This window comes from Solidesulfovibrio carbinoliphilus subsp. oakridgensis (assembly GCF_000177215.2).
In the GTDB taxonomy this organism is placed as follows: Bacteria; Desulfobacterota; Desulfovibrionia; order Desulfovibrionales; family Desulfovibrionaceae; genus Solidesulfovibrio; species Solidesulfovibrio carbinoliphilus.
The window spans coordinates 1435774-1450054 of the sequence record NZ_CM001368.1 but is presented as its reverse complement, the minus strand read 5'-3'; the positions used below and the strand labels follow the sequence as shown (position 1 = coordinate 1450054).

Annotated in this window: 12 protein-coding genes; 8 read left to right on the top strand and 4 right to left on the bottom strand. The window is 66.3% G+C overall.

Translation table 11 applies throughout. The annotated features are described in order from the left end of the window. Window positions 1-4: 4 nt before the first annotated feature. Window positions 5-1096: an acyltransferase family protein gene (locus tag DFW101_RS06425; RefSeq protein WP_009180702.1), complete on the bottom strand. Its 1092-nt coding sequence runs from the start codon at window positions 1094-1096 to the stop codon at window positions 5-7. Window positions 1097-1241: 145 nt separating this feature from the next. On the opposite strand from DFW101_RS06425, the gene DFW101_RS06420 reads away from it, so the two are divergent. After that, window positions 1242-2048: an MBL fold metallo-hydrolase gene (locus DFW101_RS06420; RefSeq protein WP_009180701.1), complete on the top strand. Its 807-nt coding sequence runs from the start codon at window positions 1242-1244 to the stop codon at window positions 2046-2048. Here the strand turns inward: DFW101_RS06420 and DFW101_RS19450 are convergent. Genes DFW101_RS19450 through DFW101_RS06410 form a run of 3 tightly spaced genes read right to left on the bottom strand, consistent with a single transcriptional unit; the run spans window position 2045 to window position 4866 of the window. Then, complete coding sequence (locus DFW101_RS19450) at window positions 2045-3133, bottom strand: adenylate/guanylate cyclase domain-containing protein (protein ID WP_157137624.1); 1089 nt, start codon at window positions 3131-3133, stop codon at window positions 2045-2047. The genes DFW101_RS06420 and DFW101_RS19450 overlap by 4 nt on opposite strands. A gap of 28 nt (window positions 3134-3161) precedes the next feature. Continuing rightward, on the bottom strand, window positions 3162-4127 hold the full coding sequence (locus DFW101_RS06415) for a hypothetical protein (protein ID WP_232286167.1): 966 nt from the start codon (window positions 4125-4127) through the stop codon (window positions 3162-3164). Window positions 4128-4176: 49 nt separating this feature from the next. Then, window positions 4177-4866 carry a C40 family peptidase gene (locus DFW101_RS06410; RefSeq protein ID WP_009180699.1) on the bottom strand — a complete coding sequence of 230 codons (690 nt, stop codon included), beginning with the start codon at window positions 4864-4866 and terminating at the stop codon, window positions 4177-4179. Between the two features lie 277 nt (window positions 4867-5143). Here DFW101_RS06410 and DFW101_RS06405 point away from each other — a divergent pair, with 277 nt between their 5' ends. The 7 genes from DFW101_RS06405 (at window position 5144) to qrcB (ending at window position 14276) form a co-directional block, all read left to right on the top strand. Then, a complete protein-coding gene (locus tag DFW101_RS06405) occupies window positions 5144-6709 on the top strand; it encodes an ASKHA domain-containing protein (RefSeq protein WP_009180698.1) in 1566 nt (521 codons plus the stop codon). Beyond that, the gene (locus DFW101_RS06400) at window positions 6699-8333 is read left to right on the top strand and encodes a small ribosomal subunit Rsm22 family protein (protein ID WP_009180697.1); all 1635 of its coding nucleotides are present in this window, start codon (window positions 6699-6701) and stop codon (window positions 8331-8333) included. The genes DFW101_RS06405 and DFW101_RS06400 overlap by 11 nt, the downstream gene beginning before the upstream one ends. After that, the gene (gene lipA, locus DFW101_RS06395; protein ID WP_009180696.1) at window positions 8311-9219 is read left to right on the top strand and encodes a lipoyl synthase; all 909 of its coding nucleotides are present in this window, start codon (window positions 8311-8313) and stop codon (window positions 9217-9219) included. The genes DFW101_RS06400 and lipA overlap by 23 nt, the downstream gene beginning before the upstream one ends. Window positions 9220-9284: 65 nt before the next feature. Then, window positions 9285-9842: a dTDP-4-dehydrorhamnose 3,5-epimerase gene (gene rfbC, locus DFW101_RS06390; protein WP_009180695.1), complete on the top strand. Its 558-nt coding sequence runs from the start codon at window positions 9285-9287 to the stop codon at window positions 9840-9842. Between the two features lie 24 nt (window positions 9843-9866). Next, window positions 9867-11303, top strand: a complete 1437-nt coding sequence (locus DFW101_RS06385; protein WP_009180694.1) for a mannose-1-phosphate guanylyltransferase/mannose-6-phosphate isomerase — start codon at window positions 9867-9869, stop codon at window positions 11301-11303. 239 nt (window positions 11304-11542) lie between these two features. Continuing rightward, the gene (qrcA, locus tag DFW101_RS06380; protein WP_009180693.1) at window positions 11543-12112 is read left to right on the top strand and encodes a menaquinone reductase multiheme cytochrome c subunit QrcA; all 570 of its coding nucleotides are present in this window, start codon (window positions 11543-11545) and stop codon (window positions 12110-12112) included. A gap of 10 nt (window positions 12113-12122) precedes the next feature. Further along, a complete protein-coding gene (qrcB, locus tag DFW101_RS06375; RefSeq protein ID WP_009180692.1) occupies window positions 12123-14276 on the top strand; it encodes a menaquinone reductase molybdopterin-binding-like subunit QrcB in 2154 nt (717 codons plus the stop codon). Window positions 14277-14281: the final 5 nt, after the last annotated feature.

Sequence of the window (14281 nt, the reverse complement as noted above, 5' to 3'; positions counted from 1 at the left end):
TCCCTTAACGCTTGCCGCGCGCTTCCCAGGCCGCCACGAGCCGGTCCTGGTAGCGGGCCAGGACATACGAGAGCGGCAGGCTGGCCGCGCCGAGCAGACACAGGGCGGCGAACGGGTGCAGGGCGCCGCGCAGGAGGTCCGCGCCGTAGCCGAGAATGGGCTGGTGGAGCAGGTAGAAGCTGTAGGAGGCGGCGGCCGCGGCGGCGACGGCGGGCAGGGCCCCGAGGCGGGCCATCATGGGCGAGGCGAAGAGGCTGCCGGCGAGGCCGATGCAGGTTATGGTGAGCAGGATATGGGCCAGGAGCATGGGCAGGGCGGCCTTCAAGAGGATGGACAGGGGCAGGCCGAAGTAGAAAAGGGCCAGGAAGACGAGCCGCCAGGTGGTCGGGACGCCCGTGGCCGGGGCGTCGGCGGCGGAGGCGCGGGCTTTCCAGGCCAGGGCGAAGGCCATGCCCAGGGCGAATTCCGGCAGCCGGTAGGGCAGGTTGAAGTAGAGCATGTAGTCGAAGAGGGCGGCGGTGGAACTGACCTTGGCCAAAAGCGAGAGCAGGAACCAGAGGCCCCAGCCGAAGAGCAGACAGGCGCACGTGGCCCGTCGGGTGCCGAGCTTCTTAAAAAGCCGCAGAAGCAGCGGAAAGGTCAGGTAGAACTGGGCGAGCAGGCCCATCCACCACAGGGCCGGCTCCAGGCAGAAGAACCGGGCCGGATCGAAGGTCTGCACGAAAAAAAGCTTCTCGATCACGCAGGCGCCAAGCGCGGCCAGGGGCATGGCGCCGGCGACCAGGGCGACCAGGCTCCACAGGGCCAGGGACAGGTAGTACTGGGGCACGATGCGGCCGAAGCGGCGGCGGAAGAAGTCGAAGTAGCCAAGGGGCGGCTTGCCGCCCGGATCGGCGTGGGGCAGGGTGAGGACGAAGCCGGTGATGGCGTTGAAGACCACGACGCCGAGGTAGCCTTGGCTCAGGATATCGCCGAGGAGCGGGCCAAAGGGGTTTTCCGCCCCGCCGTCCGGCAGCACGGTCCAGAGGTGGTAGAGGAAGATGCCGGCCATGGCCAGGACCCGGATGCTTTCGATCTGGGTGACGCGCCGCTGCATGGGTGCTCCTTGTTCGAGGTCATGGGGGCTCGCCGCCGACGGACCCGCCGGCCAAAGGCCGGGAGCCGGGCATCGGCGGCCGGGCTGATTTCGGCGGAGCGTGGCGAAATTCTTTCCTTTTTGCAAGAGGCGGGAGGCGGCGGCCATGCGGGTGGTTTTTGTCGGCGTGGGCGAGGCGTTTGACGAAACCCTGCCCAACACGAGTTTGTGGGTGGAAGCCCCGGCCACGGCGGGCACGACAGGCACGGCAGATGCGGGGCGGCGCCGGACGGTGCTCCTGGACTGCGGCTTCACGGCCGCGGCCGCGCTGTTCGCCTGTCCGGCGCTGACCGAGGCGGACCGGGCGACCGGGCCGGAGGCGGTCTGGATTTCGCACTTCCACGGGGACCACTATTTCGGCCTGCCGTATCTGCTGGCCCGCTGGCACGAGGCCGGCCGCACGGCGCCGCTTGCGGTCTGGGGCGGGGCCGGGGCGGAAGGGCGGCTCCCGGCCGTGGTGGATCTGGCCTATCCGAGCCTGCGGGCCAAACTCACGTTCCCCTTGTGCTTCGCGGCCGTGCGGCCGGGCGAGGATTTTTCCCTGGCCGGCCTGGCGGCGCGCACGGCCGTGACCGGGCATGGGGCCCCGTGCCTGGCCCTGCGCCTGGAGACGGGCGCGGGGACGCTCTATTACAGCGGCGACGGCGCACCGACCGAGGCCTGCCGGGAGTTGGCCCGGGGCTGCGATCTGGTGGTGCAGGAAGCGTATGGGCTGGGGGCCGGGATCGCCGGCCACGGCTCGGTGGCCGAGGCGTTGGAAGCGGCCCGGACGGCCGGAGCCGGGACCCTCGCCCTGGTCCACGTCCGCCGGGAACTGCGCCGGGAGCAGGCCGGGGAGATCCGGCGTCTCGTCAAGGACAGTGAAGTTCGGGCCTATTTGCCCGAACCAGGAGAAATCTTTGTCGTAAATTAAGTCTGATTATTAGAATTGTTAACATTACCGAATTTTATGGTCAATTCATTCCAGTTTGGAGGACTTACTCTTAGTTCTTTATCAGAAGGGGTCAAAATGTAAGCAACTGTTTTCCCTTCATTTTTTAGGTTAATTGTTTTTTCGGTAGATATTACATAGTCTCTGTATTTATTGAAAAATATCTCAAAAGCAGGTTGATTAGCATATGTTGTATTGGCGGGTGCGGCAGACATTCGACAGGCATAAACGACAGGAGGTCCAATGACAGTGTAGGAATTGATCTTGGCTAAATGTACTTCTCCGCAATCAATGCCGATCCCAAGCCCAACGCCTTTTAGAATCGAATTAAAGCATTTTCTGTTAGATTCATAAAATAAATTAAAAAATTCGTGGCACTCTATAGCTGATTTGAATGCAAGTAATCCTGACTCGTCGCCGCTATAGAAATCTGGATAAAATGATAAGATTCCATCGCCAGTAAATTTGTCAAAAATACCGAAAATTTTTTTAATTATTTCAGATAATCCTGTGCATAATGTTGTGATGAAATCTTCAAAAAGTTCCGCGCTTCTTGCTTTTAACATCAGCTCTGTTGATCTTCTAATGTCTATTGACAGTACAAAAGAAAAACACCTTTTTGTAGAAAGAAACAGCTCCTGAAATTTATCGTCCTCTAATATTTTTCGGCCTGCATCTTTATTGACTTGTGATAGAAGTGTTTGAAGACGTTTTTCTTTTTCAAGTTTATGATTTGTTTCTTTGAGTCTGTTAATGACTTCGATTTGATTGAAAGATTTATCTTTATTTTCATCATAATTATTTAATAAATTCTTGGCTTCATTTTGTAATGTGTTGATGGTATTATTTATGTCGTCGGCGAAAAGTAATTTTTCCTTGTAGTTGTTTATTATTTTATTGATTTCTTCGTTTTTCAAAAACGAAGTTTGGCTGGATCCTTCAATGGTTTCCCAAAAGGATTTATATTTGGAATTGTTTAGAATTTCTTGGACATAGTCATTGAATTTTCCTGTGTCGTGAAGACTCTCAATAGAGGATATAGTCTTTTTAGGCGGTTGTTCTTTCATTTTATTCTTTACTTGAAAAAATAGAATATTATCGCGAGGCGCTGGTGATCGACGAATCGCCGACCACGAGGTAGCTGCCGGGGTGGGCGACCGGCTCCCGGTCGGTCCGCAGGAGCCACATCTCCCGGTCCTTTTCGGCCGACGCGATCTCCTCGTAGTGCCGGTCGAGGATGGAGTGGCGGTCGAAAAAGGCGTTGGCCGCGGCCGAAACCCGCACACAGCCCTTGGAATCCGGGCACCCGAGGCGCGGTTCGCCCTGGTCCGGGTCGGTGGCGTGCATGAGCAGCCGCATCTGGCTGTCGTAGACGCCCTGCCGGAACTGGCGCGGGGCCTGCTGAAAGCCGAAATCCCAGACCCGGCTGCCCTTGGCCCCGAGTCCCCGCCAGCCCTTGGCGTTTTTCGTGCCTTCGGCCCGGTAGCCCCAGTTTTCGGGCAGGTTCTCGAAGACCCCGACCGGGGTGATGAACGAATCGTCCCCGGCCCGCAGCTTGCCCGACGAGATGAAGTCCGCGCCAAGAAGCCGCACGGTCTGGCCTGCCGCGTCGAAAAAGGCCAGGAACACGAGCTGGGTGGCCGGGTTGCGGTCCGCATAGACGAAGAACTGGCTGACGGCAAGGTCCGCCCCGGCGTTTCGCAGCCGGGCCAGGGCGTCGGCCCGGAGCTGGTCGCGGTACTGCCGGCTCGGTGCGGCCAGGAGATCCAGGCGGCGCTTGCCGGCCTTGTTGCCGAAGCGGGCCAGGGTCTTGGCCGTGACCGAGGCCGTGAATTCGCCGGCGATGCGGGCGAGTTCCTCGCGAAGAGCGGGATCGGCCGCCTCGGCCGCCTCGGCCGCGCCAAAGCCGGCCTTGTGCCCGGCCGGCTGGGAACGGCCGGCGCGGGAGGCGAGGGCGTCTGCGGGGCCGGCCAGCAGGGGCAGGGCGGCGAGGAGCCCGGCCAGGAGGACGGCCAGGCCGGTTTTGATCGGTCCACGATGAAAAAGCGGGCCTCCCCACAAAGGGAAACCCGCTTGTGTGCCTTGTTGGCGGAGAGCGCCTGGGGAGGCGCTAGAAGACCCGACGGCCTCCGGCATAATGGGTTCTCCAGTAGTCCTCTTCGAGGTGGCTTATGGTAACGGTTTTGCCGTTGCTGGCGCTGTGGATGAACTTGCCGTTTTCCAAATAGATGCCGACGTGGTTGACGCCGCGTTTGGAGCGGAAAAAGACCAGGTCGCCCTTGCGCAGATTGTTTTTGGCCACCATCGTGCCCATCTGGTACTGCTCGCGGGAGGAGCGGGGAAGATGGATGCCGTAACGGTTGAAGACCCAGGTGGTGAATCCCGAACAGTCGAAGCCGGTGTTGGGATTGCAACCGCCCGAGCGGTACGGCGTACCGATCTGGGTGTTGGCGGTGCGCAGCATGCGGTCGTAGACGCCGCCCTTGCGTTGCACGGAAGCCACTTCGAAAAGATTTTCGCTGATGACCTTTTCCGGTCCGCCGGCCCGCTTGGGCGTGGGCGTCGAACCCTGGGCGAAGAGATTGCCGGAGAGGAGATTTTGTTCGGCGTCGGCCTTGAGCCGTTCTTCGGAATCGCCGTGGGTGATGAAGTCGTTGCGGGCGTTAAAGCCCTGATAGTCGTCGAACTGATAGGAGTAGGTTTTGGATTTCGAAGAACAGCCGGCTGTGAGGAGGGCCAGCAGGGCCAAAAGGACTACCGGTTTGAGCTTGTGTAGTGTGTGCGCGTGCGCGTCGGTCAAAATCCTTTCTCCTTGCTGGAGTTGCTGGCCGGGGCCGCTTCCACGTGACCATCCAAACCTTTCGAGGACGTGGGGCCGGAGTGTATCACCGCAGCTGTCGCGCGCTGACGAACGCGAATCAGGTGCCAAATCGCCAGATGCTGTTACGAAAGGTAGGTCTCTGACTAAAAGGATTGAACTTCCAAGTCAAGGCCCTTTTCATATTTTAATAAATTGAAAGAATGTGGCCCTTTGGCTGCCATTGCCCTTTGCCGGGATTTGAAGGACTGTCTTTCCCATGGCACTCGAAATCCTCGTGGAAACCGCCGGTTCGGGGCGTCTGATTCAGGCCGCCCTAGGAGATACCCTGGCCCGGGCCCTGTTCCGGGCCGGGTTTTTCGTGGGCGCGCCGCTTTGCGCCGGGCTTGGCCGGTGCGGCCGGTGCCGGGTCCGTTTTTTGTCGCCCCCGCCCGCGCCCCTGGCCGCCGAGGCCCGCCGCCTGGACCCCGCCGCCCTGGCCGGCGGCTGGCGTCTGGCCTGCCTCCATCCGGTCCGGGGCGGCGAGCGGCTGGCCCTGGCCGACACCGGCCCGTCGCCGGCCTACGATCTGGAAACGCGCCCGCGCGACCCGGAGGCGGCGGGCCCTTTCGGGCTGGCGGTCGATCTCGGCACCACGGGCCTGGCCTGGCGGATCGTCTCTCTGGCGGGCGGCCGGATCCTGGCCGAGGGCCGGGGCGTCAATCCCCAGCTCGGGGCCGGCGGCGAGGTCATCTCGCGTCTGGCCTTCGCCCTTTTGCCGGGCGGCGGGGAGTATCTGCGCGGGCTGGTCCTCGACGTGCTGGCCGAAAAGGCCGAGCTGGCCGGCCCAAATCTCACCGCCCTGTGTGTGGCCGGCAATCCGGCCATGGTGTCGATCCTGTGCGGCAAGCCGCTCGCCGGCCTGGCCCGGGCCCCTTACGGCCTGGCCTGGGCGGCCGGGGAGGAGGCGGCCCTTGGCCGGGGCCTGCCGCCCGCCTACATTCCGCCGCTTCTCGGCCCCTTTGTCGGAGCCGACATCAGCGCCGGCCTGACGGTCCTCTTGCGGCAGGCTCCCGCCTATCCTTTCCTCCTGGCCGATCTCGGCACCAACGCGGAGATGGTCCTGGCCCTCGCGCCGGACCGGTTCCTGGCCGCAAGCGCGCCCCTGGGGCCGGCCCTCGAAGGCGTGGGCCTGTCCCAGGGGGCCCTGGCCGGGCCGGGCGTGGCCGTATCCTTCGAGCTCTCGCCGGCCGGCCTCGTGGCCGTCCTTTTCGAGGGCGGGGCGGCGCCCGGGCCGGTGGGCGGCATTGCCGGACCCGGCTACCTGTCCCTGGCGGCCCGCCTCAGGGAGCAGGGGGTGCTTGACACGGACGGCCGATTCGCCGAGACCCCTGCCCCGACCCCGCTGGGGGAACGGCTGCGCCGGCAGGTCGTCCGGCAGGCCGGCGAGGCCGTGTTCGCGGCCGCCGGCTGCCGGCTTTACGCCTCGGACGTGGAGGAGCTCCTCAAAGTCAAGGCGGCTGCCAATCTGGCCGTCTCGGCCCTGCTCGGCGCGGCCGGGCTCACGACCGCGCATCTGGCCGCGGTGCATCTGGCCGGGGCCTTCGGGGCCCGGGTTTCCCCCGGGGATCTGGAGACCCTGGGGTTTTTCCCGCCTGGCCTGGCCGCCCGGACCCGCGTGGCCGGCAACCTGTCCCTGGCGGGCGCGGCCCTTTTCCTGACCGACCCCTCGGCCCGGGACGAGGCCGGCGCCCTGGCCGGACGCACGGCCATCGTGCCCCTGGCCGCCGGCGACGACATGTCCGATTCCTTTATCCGCAGGATGGTGTTTGCCTATGTCCCCTGACGCCCGCCCGCCCGGTTCCCGGGCCCTGGCCCGGCTTTTCCCGCCGCTCTCTCCCGAGACGACCACGGCGCTCGCCGCCTATCCGGCCGCGCTTCGCCGGGCCCTCAACCTGCGGCCGGGCCTGGAGCGGCAGCTGCCGCGCAGCATCCGCGACCTGTCCCTGTCCCTGACCGCCGAGCGGGAAGGGGGGCCGAAGCCCGGTTACCTGAGCGACCCCCGCATCCTTTCGGCCTATGCCTGGTATTTCCTGCCCTGGAACCTCCTGCGCCTTTCCCGGCTCCTGCCGGCCCTGGACCTCGATTTGCCCGAGGACGGCCTGGTCTGCGACCTCGGCTCCGGGCCCCTGACCTTTGTCCAGGCCCTGTGGCTGTCCCGGCCGGACCTGCGCCGGAAAAAGCTGCGGTTTCTGTGCGTGGACCGGTCCCGGCGGGCCCTGGACCTCGGGCTCTCGCTTTTCACGTCCCTGGCCGGCTTCGATCCGGCCGGCGACGACGCGCCCTGGCGGATCAGACTCCTTCGCGGCGAATACTGGCAGGGCCTGGCCGACGGCGCGGATCTGGTGGCCATGGTCAACGTGGCCAACGAACTCGGCGGCACCGGCCGGGAGCCGCTCGATTCGCGCATGGAGCGGCTGGCCGCCCAGCTGGCCGAATCCCTGGCCCCGGGCGGCCGGGCCCTGGTCATCGAGCCGGGCACGCGGCTGGGCTGGCGGTGCCTGCTCGGCATGCGCGAGGCTTTTGTGGAGATGGGCCTTGGCCTTCTCGCCCCCTGTCCCCACGGCCACGACTGTCCGCTGACCGAGGGCCACACCCGGGCCTGGTGCCATTTCAACATGTCGCTGTCCGGGGCCCCGGCCTGGCTCTCGACCCTGTCCGAGCGGGCGGAACTCGGCAAGGAGCGCCTGAGCCTGGCCTTTCTCCTGGCCAGGAAGTGCCCGGCCGTGGCCCGGCCGAACGCGGTCCGGGTGGTATCCGGGGCTTTTGCCCTGGCCGATGCGCCCGGGAGCGCGGTCTACGGCTGTTCGGCCAAGGGGCTGGTGGTGCTGGTGGCCCCGGACGGCCGTCCGCCCCGGCCGGGCGATCTGATCGAGGTGGCCGTGCCGCCGGACGCCCCCCAGGACGCCAAGTCGGGCGCGCCCCGGGTCCGGCTGGCCGGAGACCCGGCCGCCCCGGCACCCGGGCGCCCGGCGGCGGGCCGGCCCGATTCCAAACCCGCCCCGTCTGACAGATCCGGCAAGTCGGGCCGGCCAGACAGGGAAGGCAGGCCAGACAAGGAAAGCAGGTCCGACCGGGATGCCAGCGGCGGCGGCCGGGGGCCGAGGTCCTCCCGCCAGCCCAGCCGGCCCAGGCGGCCCAACGGGGCCGACAGGCCCGATCCGCGGCGGGACAGGGACGCCCGTCCCGGCGAGGCCGAGGAGGGCGAGGGCAGGCCGCGTCCGGCTCGCCCGGCCCGGCCCGCTCGTCCGCCCCGTCCGGCCCGTCCCTCCGGCCCGTCCGGATCGGGGCAGGGCGGGCAGGGCCCGGCCCGGTCCGGCCAGGGGCCGCGCGAGGACAGGCCCAAACGGCCGCCGGCCCGGCCGGCCGGCAAAAGGAACAGTGGACATGGACGACCCAAAGGCCGCTAGACCCGAAGCCGCCCCGGGCCGGCTGCCGCCCTGGCTGCGGGTGCGCCTGCCGGCCGACGCGGGCTTCGCGGCCACGGCCCACACCGTGGCCGCCGGGAGCCTTCGCACCGTGTGCCGGGGGGCGCGCTGCCCGAACATCTTCGAGTGCTTCTCCCGGGGCACGGCCACCTTTCTGATCCTCGGCGGCGTGTGCACCCGGGGCTGCGCCTTTTGCAACATCGCGGCCGGGACCCCGGACCCGGTCGATGCCGGGGAGCCGGAGCGCCTTGGCGCGGCCGTGGCCGAGCTGCAACTGACCCACGCGGTGGTGACCTCGGTCACCCGCGACGACCTGCCGGACGGCGGGGCGGCCCATTTCGCGGCCACCATCCAGGCCGTGCGCGCCGCCGCTCCCGGGACCACCATCGAGGTCCTGATCCCGGATTTCCGTGGCTACCCGGACGCCCTGGCCCTGGTCCTCGACGCCCGGCCGGACGTGCTCAACCACAACGTGGAGACCGTGCCCCGGCTCTATGCCACGGCCCGGGCCGGGGCGGACTACGGCCGCAGCCTGGAGCTCCTGGCCCGGGCGGCCGGGCGGGGCGGGCCGGTGGTCAAAAGCGGCCTCATGGTCGGGCTCGGCGAGACGGAAGGCGAACTGGCCGAGGTCTTCGGCGATCTGGCCCGGGCCGGCTGCCGGGTGGTCACGGTCGGCCAGTACCTGCGTCCCTCGCGCCGCAACCTGCCGGTGGTCCGCTACGTGCCGCCCGGGGAGTTCGAGGCCCTGGCCGCCCTCGGCCGGGAGCGGGGCATTGCCGAAATGGTGGCCGCGCCCCTGGTCAGAAGCTCGTATAGGGCCGGTGAAACAGCCGCTCTGGCCGCCCGGGCCTGTTGTCCGCGTCCCTGAAATGGGATAGGGCATGCGGCATTCACTTCATAAAAACGCAAACTGTTAGCAACAGGAGGTCCCTCGTGGAGGTGTCACAAACCGGCATCCCCGGGCTTGTGGTCGTAAAGCCCAGGGTTTTCGGCGACAACCGAGGGTTTTTTCTGGAAACCCACAGCCGCAAGGCTTACGCCGCGGCCGGTCTCGACTATGATTTCGTCCAGGACAACCATGCCCGCTCCGGTCCCCGGGGCGTGTTGCGCGGACTGCACTACCAGCGGCCGCCCAACACTCAGGCCAAACTCGTGTGGGTGGTGCGCGGCGCGGTCTTCGACGTGGCCGTGGACCTGCGCGTCGGTTCGCCGACCTACGGCAAATGGTACGGCATCGAGTTGACCGAGGACAATTTCCTGCGCCTCATGGTGCCGCGCGGCTTTGCCCACGGCTACGTGACCCTGACGGAAAACGCCGAATTCATGTACAAGGTCGATGCGCCGTATTCCCCGGCCGACGACGCGGGCATCGCCTGGAACGACCCGGACATCGGCGTCGCGTGGCCTGTGGACGTGCCGGTCCTTTCGGACAAGGACGCCCGCCAGCCGACCCTGGCCGCAGGCGGGTCCCCGTTCGTCTATGTTCCGTAATGCCCCGCGGATCAAGGAGGTTCCATGACCGCAACCGATACTTCCGCTTCCGGCTCCCGGTACGCCCTGATCCTGGCCGGCGGTTCGGGCACCAGGCTCTGGCCGCTGTCCCGCACGCTTTTGCCCAAGCAGCTCTTGGCCCTGGGCGGCGGGGAGACGCTTTTGCAGGCCACGGCCCTGCGCGTGGTCGAGGCCTTCGATCCGGACAACGTGTTCGTGGTCACCAACGAGGAGCATGCCTTCGAAGTCCGCTCCCAGCTCACGACCGTGCTGCCCGAGGGCGCGGCCCGGGTCCTGGCCGAACCGCTGGCCAGAAACACCCTGCCGGCCATCCTCCTTGGCCTCGAACCCATCGTGGATGCCGACCCCGAGGCCGTGGTCGGCGTTTTTCCGGCCGACCACCGCATCGACGACCGGGACTCCTGGCACGCGGCCATGGACCAGGCGGTGGGGCTGGCCCGGGACGGCTGGTTCGTCACCTTCGGCATCCCGCCCCGGTCGCCCGAGACCGGCTACGGCTACATCCACCGGGGACAGCCCCTGGAAGCGGGCGCCTATGCCGTGGCCGGATTCACGGAAAAGCCCGACCTGGCGACCGCCCGAAAGCTGCTGGCCGGCGGCGAACATTACTGGAACAGCGGTATGTTCGTCTTCCGGGCCGATGTGTTCCTTGCGGCCGTGGCCGCCCATGCGCCGGCAATCTTCGCCTGGTGGACGGCGCGCCACGAGCGTCCCCTGGCCGAAGGCTACTGCGCCTTGCCCGACGTGTCCGTGGACTACGGCGTGGTCGAAAAGCTCGACCGCATCGCCATGGTCGAGGCCCCGTTCGACTGGGACGACCTCGGCAGCTGGGAGGCGCTGTACCGCCTGGGCAAAAAGGACGGGGCCGAGTGCGTGATCCAGGGCGAGGTGCTGGCCCTGGACTGCGAAGGCTCCCTTTTCATTTCCGAGGGCAGCTCCCTGGCCGTGGCCGGGGTCAAGGACATGATCGTCATCCAGACCAGGGACGCGACCCTCGTGTGCCCGGTGACCGAGGCCCAGCGGGTGAAAGACGTGGTCGGGGCCCTCAAATCCCAGGGCAGCAAGCTCATTGAGGCCCACGTCACGGTCCGCCGGCCCTGGGGCAGCTACACGGTCCTCGAGGGCGGGCCGGGCTACAAGATCAAGCGCATCGAAGTGCCGCCGGCCGGCCGGCTGTCGCTCCAGATGCACCACCACCGCACCGAGCACTGGGTGGTGGTTTCGGGTACGGCCCTGGTCCAGCTCGGGGAGGAGGAGCGCCTCTTGACCGAAAACCAGTCCATCGACATCCCCAAGGGCACGCTCCACCGGCTGTCGAACCCGGGCAAGCTGCCGGTCGAGATCATCGAGATCCAGTCCGGGCCGTACCTGGAAGAGGATGACATCGTGCGGTTCGACGACGTCTACGGCCGCAAGGTGGGAGGGAAGGCCGGATCGTGACGCGAGGCGTCGCGAGAGGCCGGGGATTCGTGAATTTTTTCATTAAACCTTGACACGGAAGTTGCGCCCCGGGTAAAAAGCGCGGTGCGGCTTCCATGTCCGGGGGACGGGGACATCCTCCGGGTCGGCCGTATCTCGCTCACGTTTCTTTTTTTCCGATCGCGCCTCCGAGGGGCGGCGGGCGTCGCGTGTCTTTGCGCGCGGCGAAAACCAGCAACGGCACAATGGGCAGGGGAAGTATGGAGGAGAACAGATCGAATGCGGCCGGCGGCGTTGGCGGGATGGTGCTTTTTGCCCTGATCGGCTTCGTCGGCGCTCTCGTGGTGGGGTGGGTCATCTTTCCGAAAATGCTTTACAGCGAAAAGACGCAACCCATTCGTTTCAGTCACACGGTCCACGCACAACTCGGCATCGAGTGCGAACAATGCCACCATCTCGGCCCGGACGGTCGCTTCGCCGGCCTGCCGACGACCGAGGCCTGCGCCGAATGTCATGGCGACGAAACCGGCGACAACTCGCCAAATGGCAAGGAAATCGACAAGTTCGTCAAGGACTATGCCAAAACCGGCGCCCAGGTCCCCTGGCTTGTCTACCAGTACCAGCCCGACAACGTGTTCTTCTCCCACGCCGCCCACAAGGGATTCGAGTGCACCAAGTGCCATCCCGACGTGGCCAAGATGGACAACCCGCCGGCGTATTACGAGAACCGGTTGAGCGGCTATAGCAAAGACACGATGAAGATGTGGGAATGCGAACGCTGCCACGCCGCCATGGGCACCAGCAACGCCTGCTACGTCTGTCATAAATAAGGGGGGAGAAATGGGACTTGATCGCAGAGCTTTCCTCGGGCTTGTGGCGGGTGGCGCCGTGGGCACCATGTTCACCCCCATCCCGTGGAAATTGTTGGATGACGCATCTATCTGGACCCAGAACTGGCCGTGGATTCCCAAGGTGCCCAAGGGCCAGATCGACCACGTAACGACGACGAGCAAGCTGTGTCCGGCCGGCGAAGGCCTGAAAATCATGCGCGTGGCGGGCAATCCCGTCACTGCCGGCGGCAACCCCGCCCATCCCCTGTCCCGTGGCGGCGTCTCCGCCCTGGCCCGCTCCGAAGTCTACATGCTCTACAGCCCGGCCCGCATCAAATCGCCGATGAAAAAGTCGGGCAAGGGCTTCGAGCCCATCACCTGGGAGCAGGCGCTCATCGAAATGGCCGACAAGCTCGGCGCGGCCAAGGGCGCGGTGGCCTGCGTCTCCGGCGACGCCACCGGCTCGGTCAACGAGCTCCTGTCCGCCTTTGTCGGCAAGCTCGGCTCGGCCGGCTACTTCATGATGCCGTCCGAGGCCCAGGCGGCCGCCAAGGGCATGAAGCTCATGGGCGCCAAGGGGCAGGCCGGCTACGACTTCGAAAACGCGGATACCGTGCTGGTCCTTGGCGCGGACATCTTCGAGACCTGGGGCACCTCCACCCGCAACCGCAAGGCCTTTGCCGAGCGCCGCCCGGCCGGCCAGAAGCCCCAGTCCAACTACGTCTACGTGGGTCCGGTCAGGAACAACACGGCTAGCGTGTGCGACCAGTGGATCCCGGCCTCGGCCGCAGACCTCGGCGTGGTGGCCCTCGGCATCGCCTGGCACCTGCTCAAGGCCGGCGCCACGACCAACGCCCCGGGATTCGACACCTTCAAGGCCGTGGTCAACGGCGGCTTCGGCCCCGAGGACGTCAAGCGGGCCACGGGCATCGAGCCCGCCGTCCTGGCCGACCTGGCCAAGGCCCTGGCTTCGGCCAAGGCGCCGCTGGTCGTGGCCGGTTCCCCGTTCGGCCAGGGACTCGGCGCCGGCCCCTTTATCGCCGGCATGTCCCTGAACCTGCTTCTTGGCCGCGTCAACAAGCCCGGCGGCGTCTACGCCCTGCCCGAGCTGGCGACGGTCGTGCCCGGCGCCATGACCCGCGAGGCCATGCTCGACGCCGACCTGCCCACGTTCCTGAAGGCCGTGGCCACGGACAAGGCCAAGGCCCCCCAGGCGCTCTTGGTCTACGACGCCAACCCGGCCTACGGCCTGCCCGAGACGGCGACCATGGCCAAGGCCCTGGAAAAGATTCCGTACAAGGTCAGCTTCGCCTCGTTTCTGGACGAGACCGCGGCCATGTGCGACCTGGTCCTGCCCAACTCCCTGACGCTTGAGCGCTACGATGACGTGGTCACGCCCTACGGCTCGGGCTTTTGCCTCTACAGCCTGGTGCGGCCCATCCAGAAGCCCGTGCACGACACCCGGACCACCGGCGACGTGATCTTCGCCCTGGCCCGCAAGATGAGCGTGGACCTCAAGTTCGACGGCTTCCTGGCCATGCTCAAGGAGAAGGTGGCCACCCTCGGCAAGGCCTCGGGCGGCTTTGTGGCCAAAGACGTCATGCCCTGGCAGGTGGCGGCCGGCAAGCCCGCGCCCGCGCTGGCCGCCGGCGACCTCTGGAAGGCCCTGGAAGCCGGCTACGCCTGGACCATGGTCGGCACGGTCGCCCAGACCGGCATGGGCTTCGCTCCGGACGTTCTGGCCAAGGCCGTCAAGATCGCCAAGGCTCCGGCCAAGACGGCCGTCCTCGCTCCCTACGCCCAGCTGCGCACCGGCACGCCGACCACCGGCATCCCGTGCCAGGACCTGACCATGGTCCCGGACACGGAGCTCCTTGGCGAGGCCACCTTCGTGAAGCTCAACGCCGAGACGGCCAAGGCCCTTGGCGTCAAGAAGGGCGCCACGGTGAAACTCACCGGCGCGGGCGTCGACCGCGAAGCCAAGGTCCACATCTTCGAGAGCGTCATGACCGGCGTGGTCGCCGCACCCCTGGGGTATGGCCACACCGCCTTCGACATCTTCAGCAAGGGCAAAGGGGCCAACTACCTGTCCCTCATGGCCGTTGCCGAGGAGCCGGGCACCGGCATGTCCGTGTGGACCGCCGCGGAAGTCAAAATAGCCTAACGCAA

What these genes read in the sequence shown, in the direction of transcription:
- DFW101_RS06425 (WP_009180702.1), bottom strand. Translation starts at nt 1,096, where the DNA reads ATGCAGCGGCGCGTCACCCAGATCGAAAGCATCCGGGTCCTGGCCATG.
- DFW101_RS06420 (WP_009180701.1), top strand. Translation starts at nt 1,242, where the DNA reads ATGCGGGTGGTTTTTGTCGGCGTGGGCGAGGCGTTTGACGAAACCCTG.
- DFW101_RS19450 (WP_157137624.1), bottom strand. Translation starts at nt 3,133, where the DNA reads ATGAAAGAACAACCGCCTAAAAAGACTATATCCTCTATTGAGAGTCTT.
- DFW101_RS06405 (WP_009180698.1), top strand. Translation starts at nt 5,144, where the DNA reads ATGGCACTCGAAATCCTCGTGGAAACCGCCGGTTCGGGGCGTCTGATT.
- DFW101_RS06400 (WP_009180697.1), top strand. Translation starts at nt 6,699, where the DNA reads ATGTCCCCTGACGCCCGCCCGCCCGGTTCCCGGGCCCTGGCCCGGCTT.
- lipA (WP_009180696.1), top strand. Translation starts at nt 8,311, where the DNA reads ATGGACGACCCAAAGGCCGCTAGACCCGAAGCCGCCCCGGGCCGGCTG.
- DFW101_RS06385 (WP_009180694.1), top strand. Translation starts at nt 9,867, where the DNA reads ATGACCGCAACCGATACTTCCGCTTCCGGCTCCCGGTACGCCCTGATC.
- qrcA (WP_009180693.1), top strand. Translation starts at nt 11,543, where the DNA reads ATGGAGGAGAACAGATCGAATGCGGCCGGCGGCGTTGGCGGGATGGTG.
- qrcB (WP_009180692.1), top strand. Translation starts at nt 12,123, where the DNA reads ATGGGACTTGATCGCAGAGCTTTCCTCGGGCTTGTGGCGGGTGGCGCC.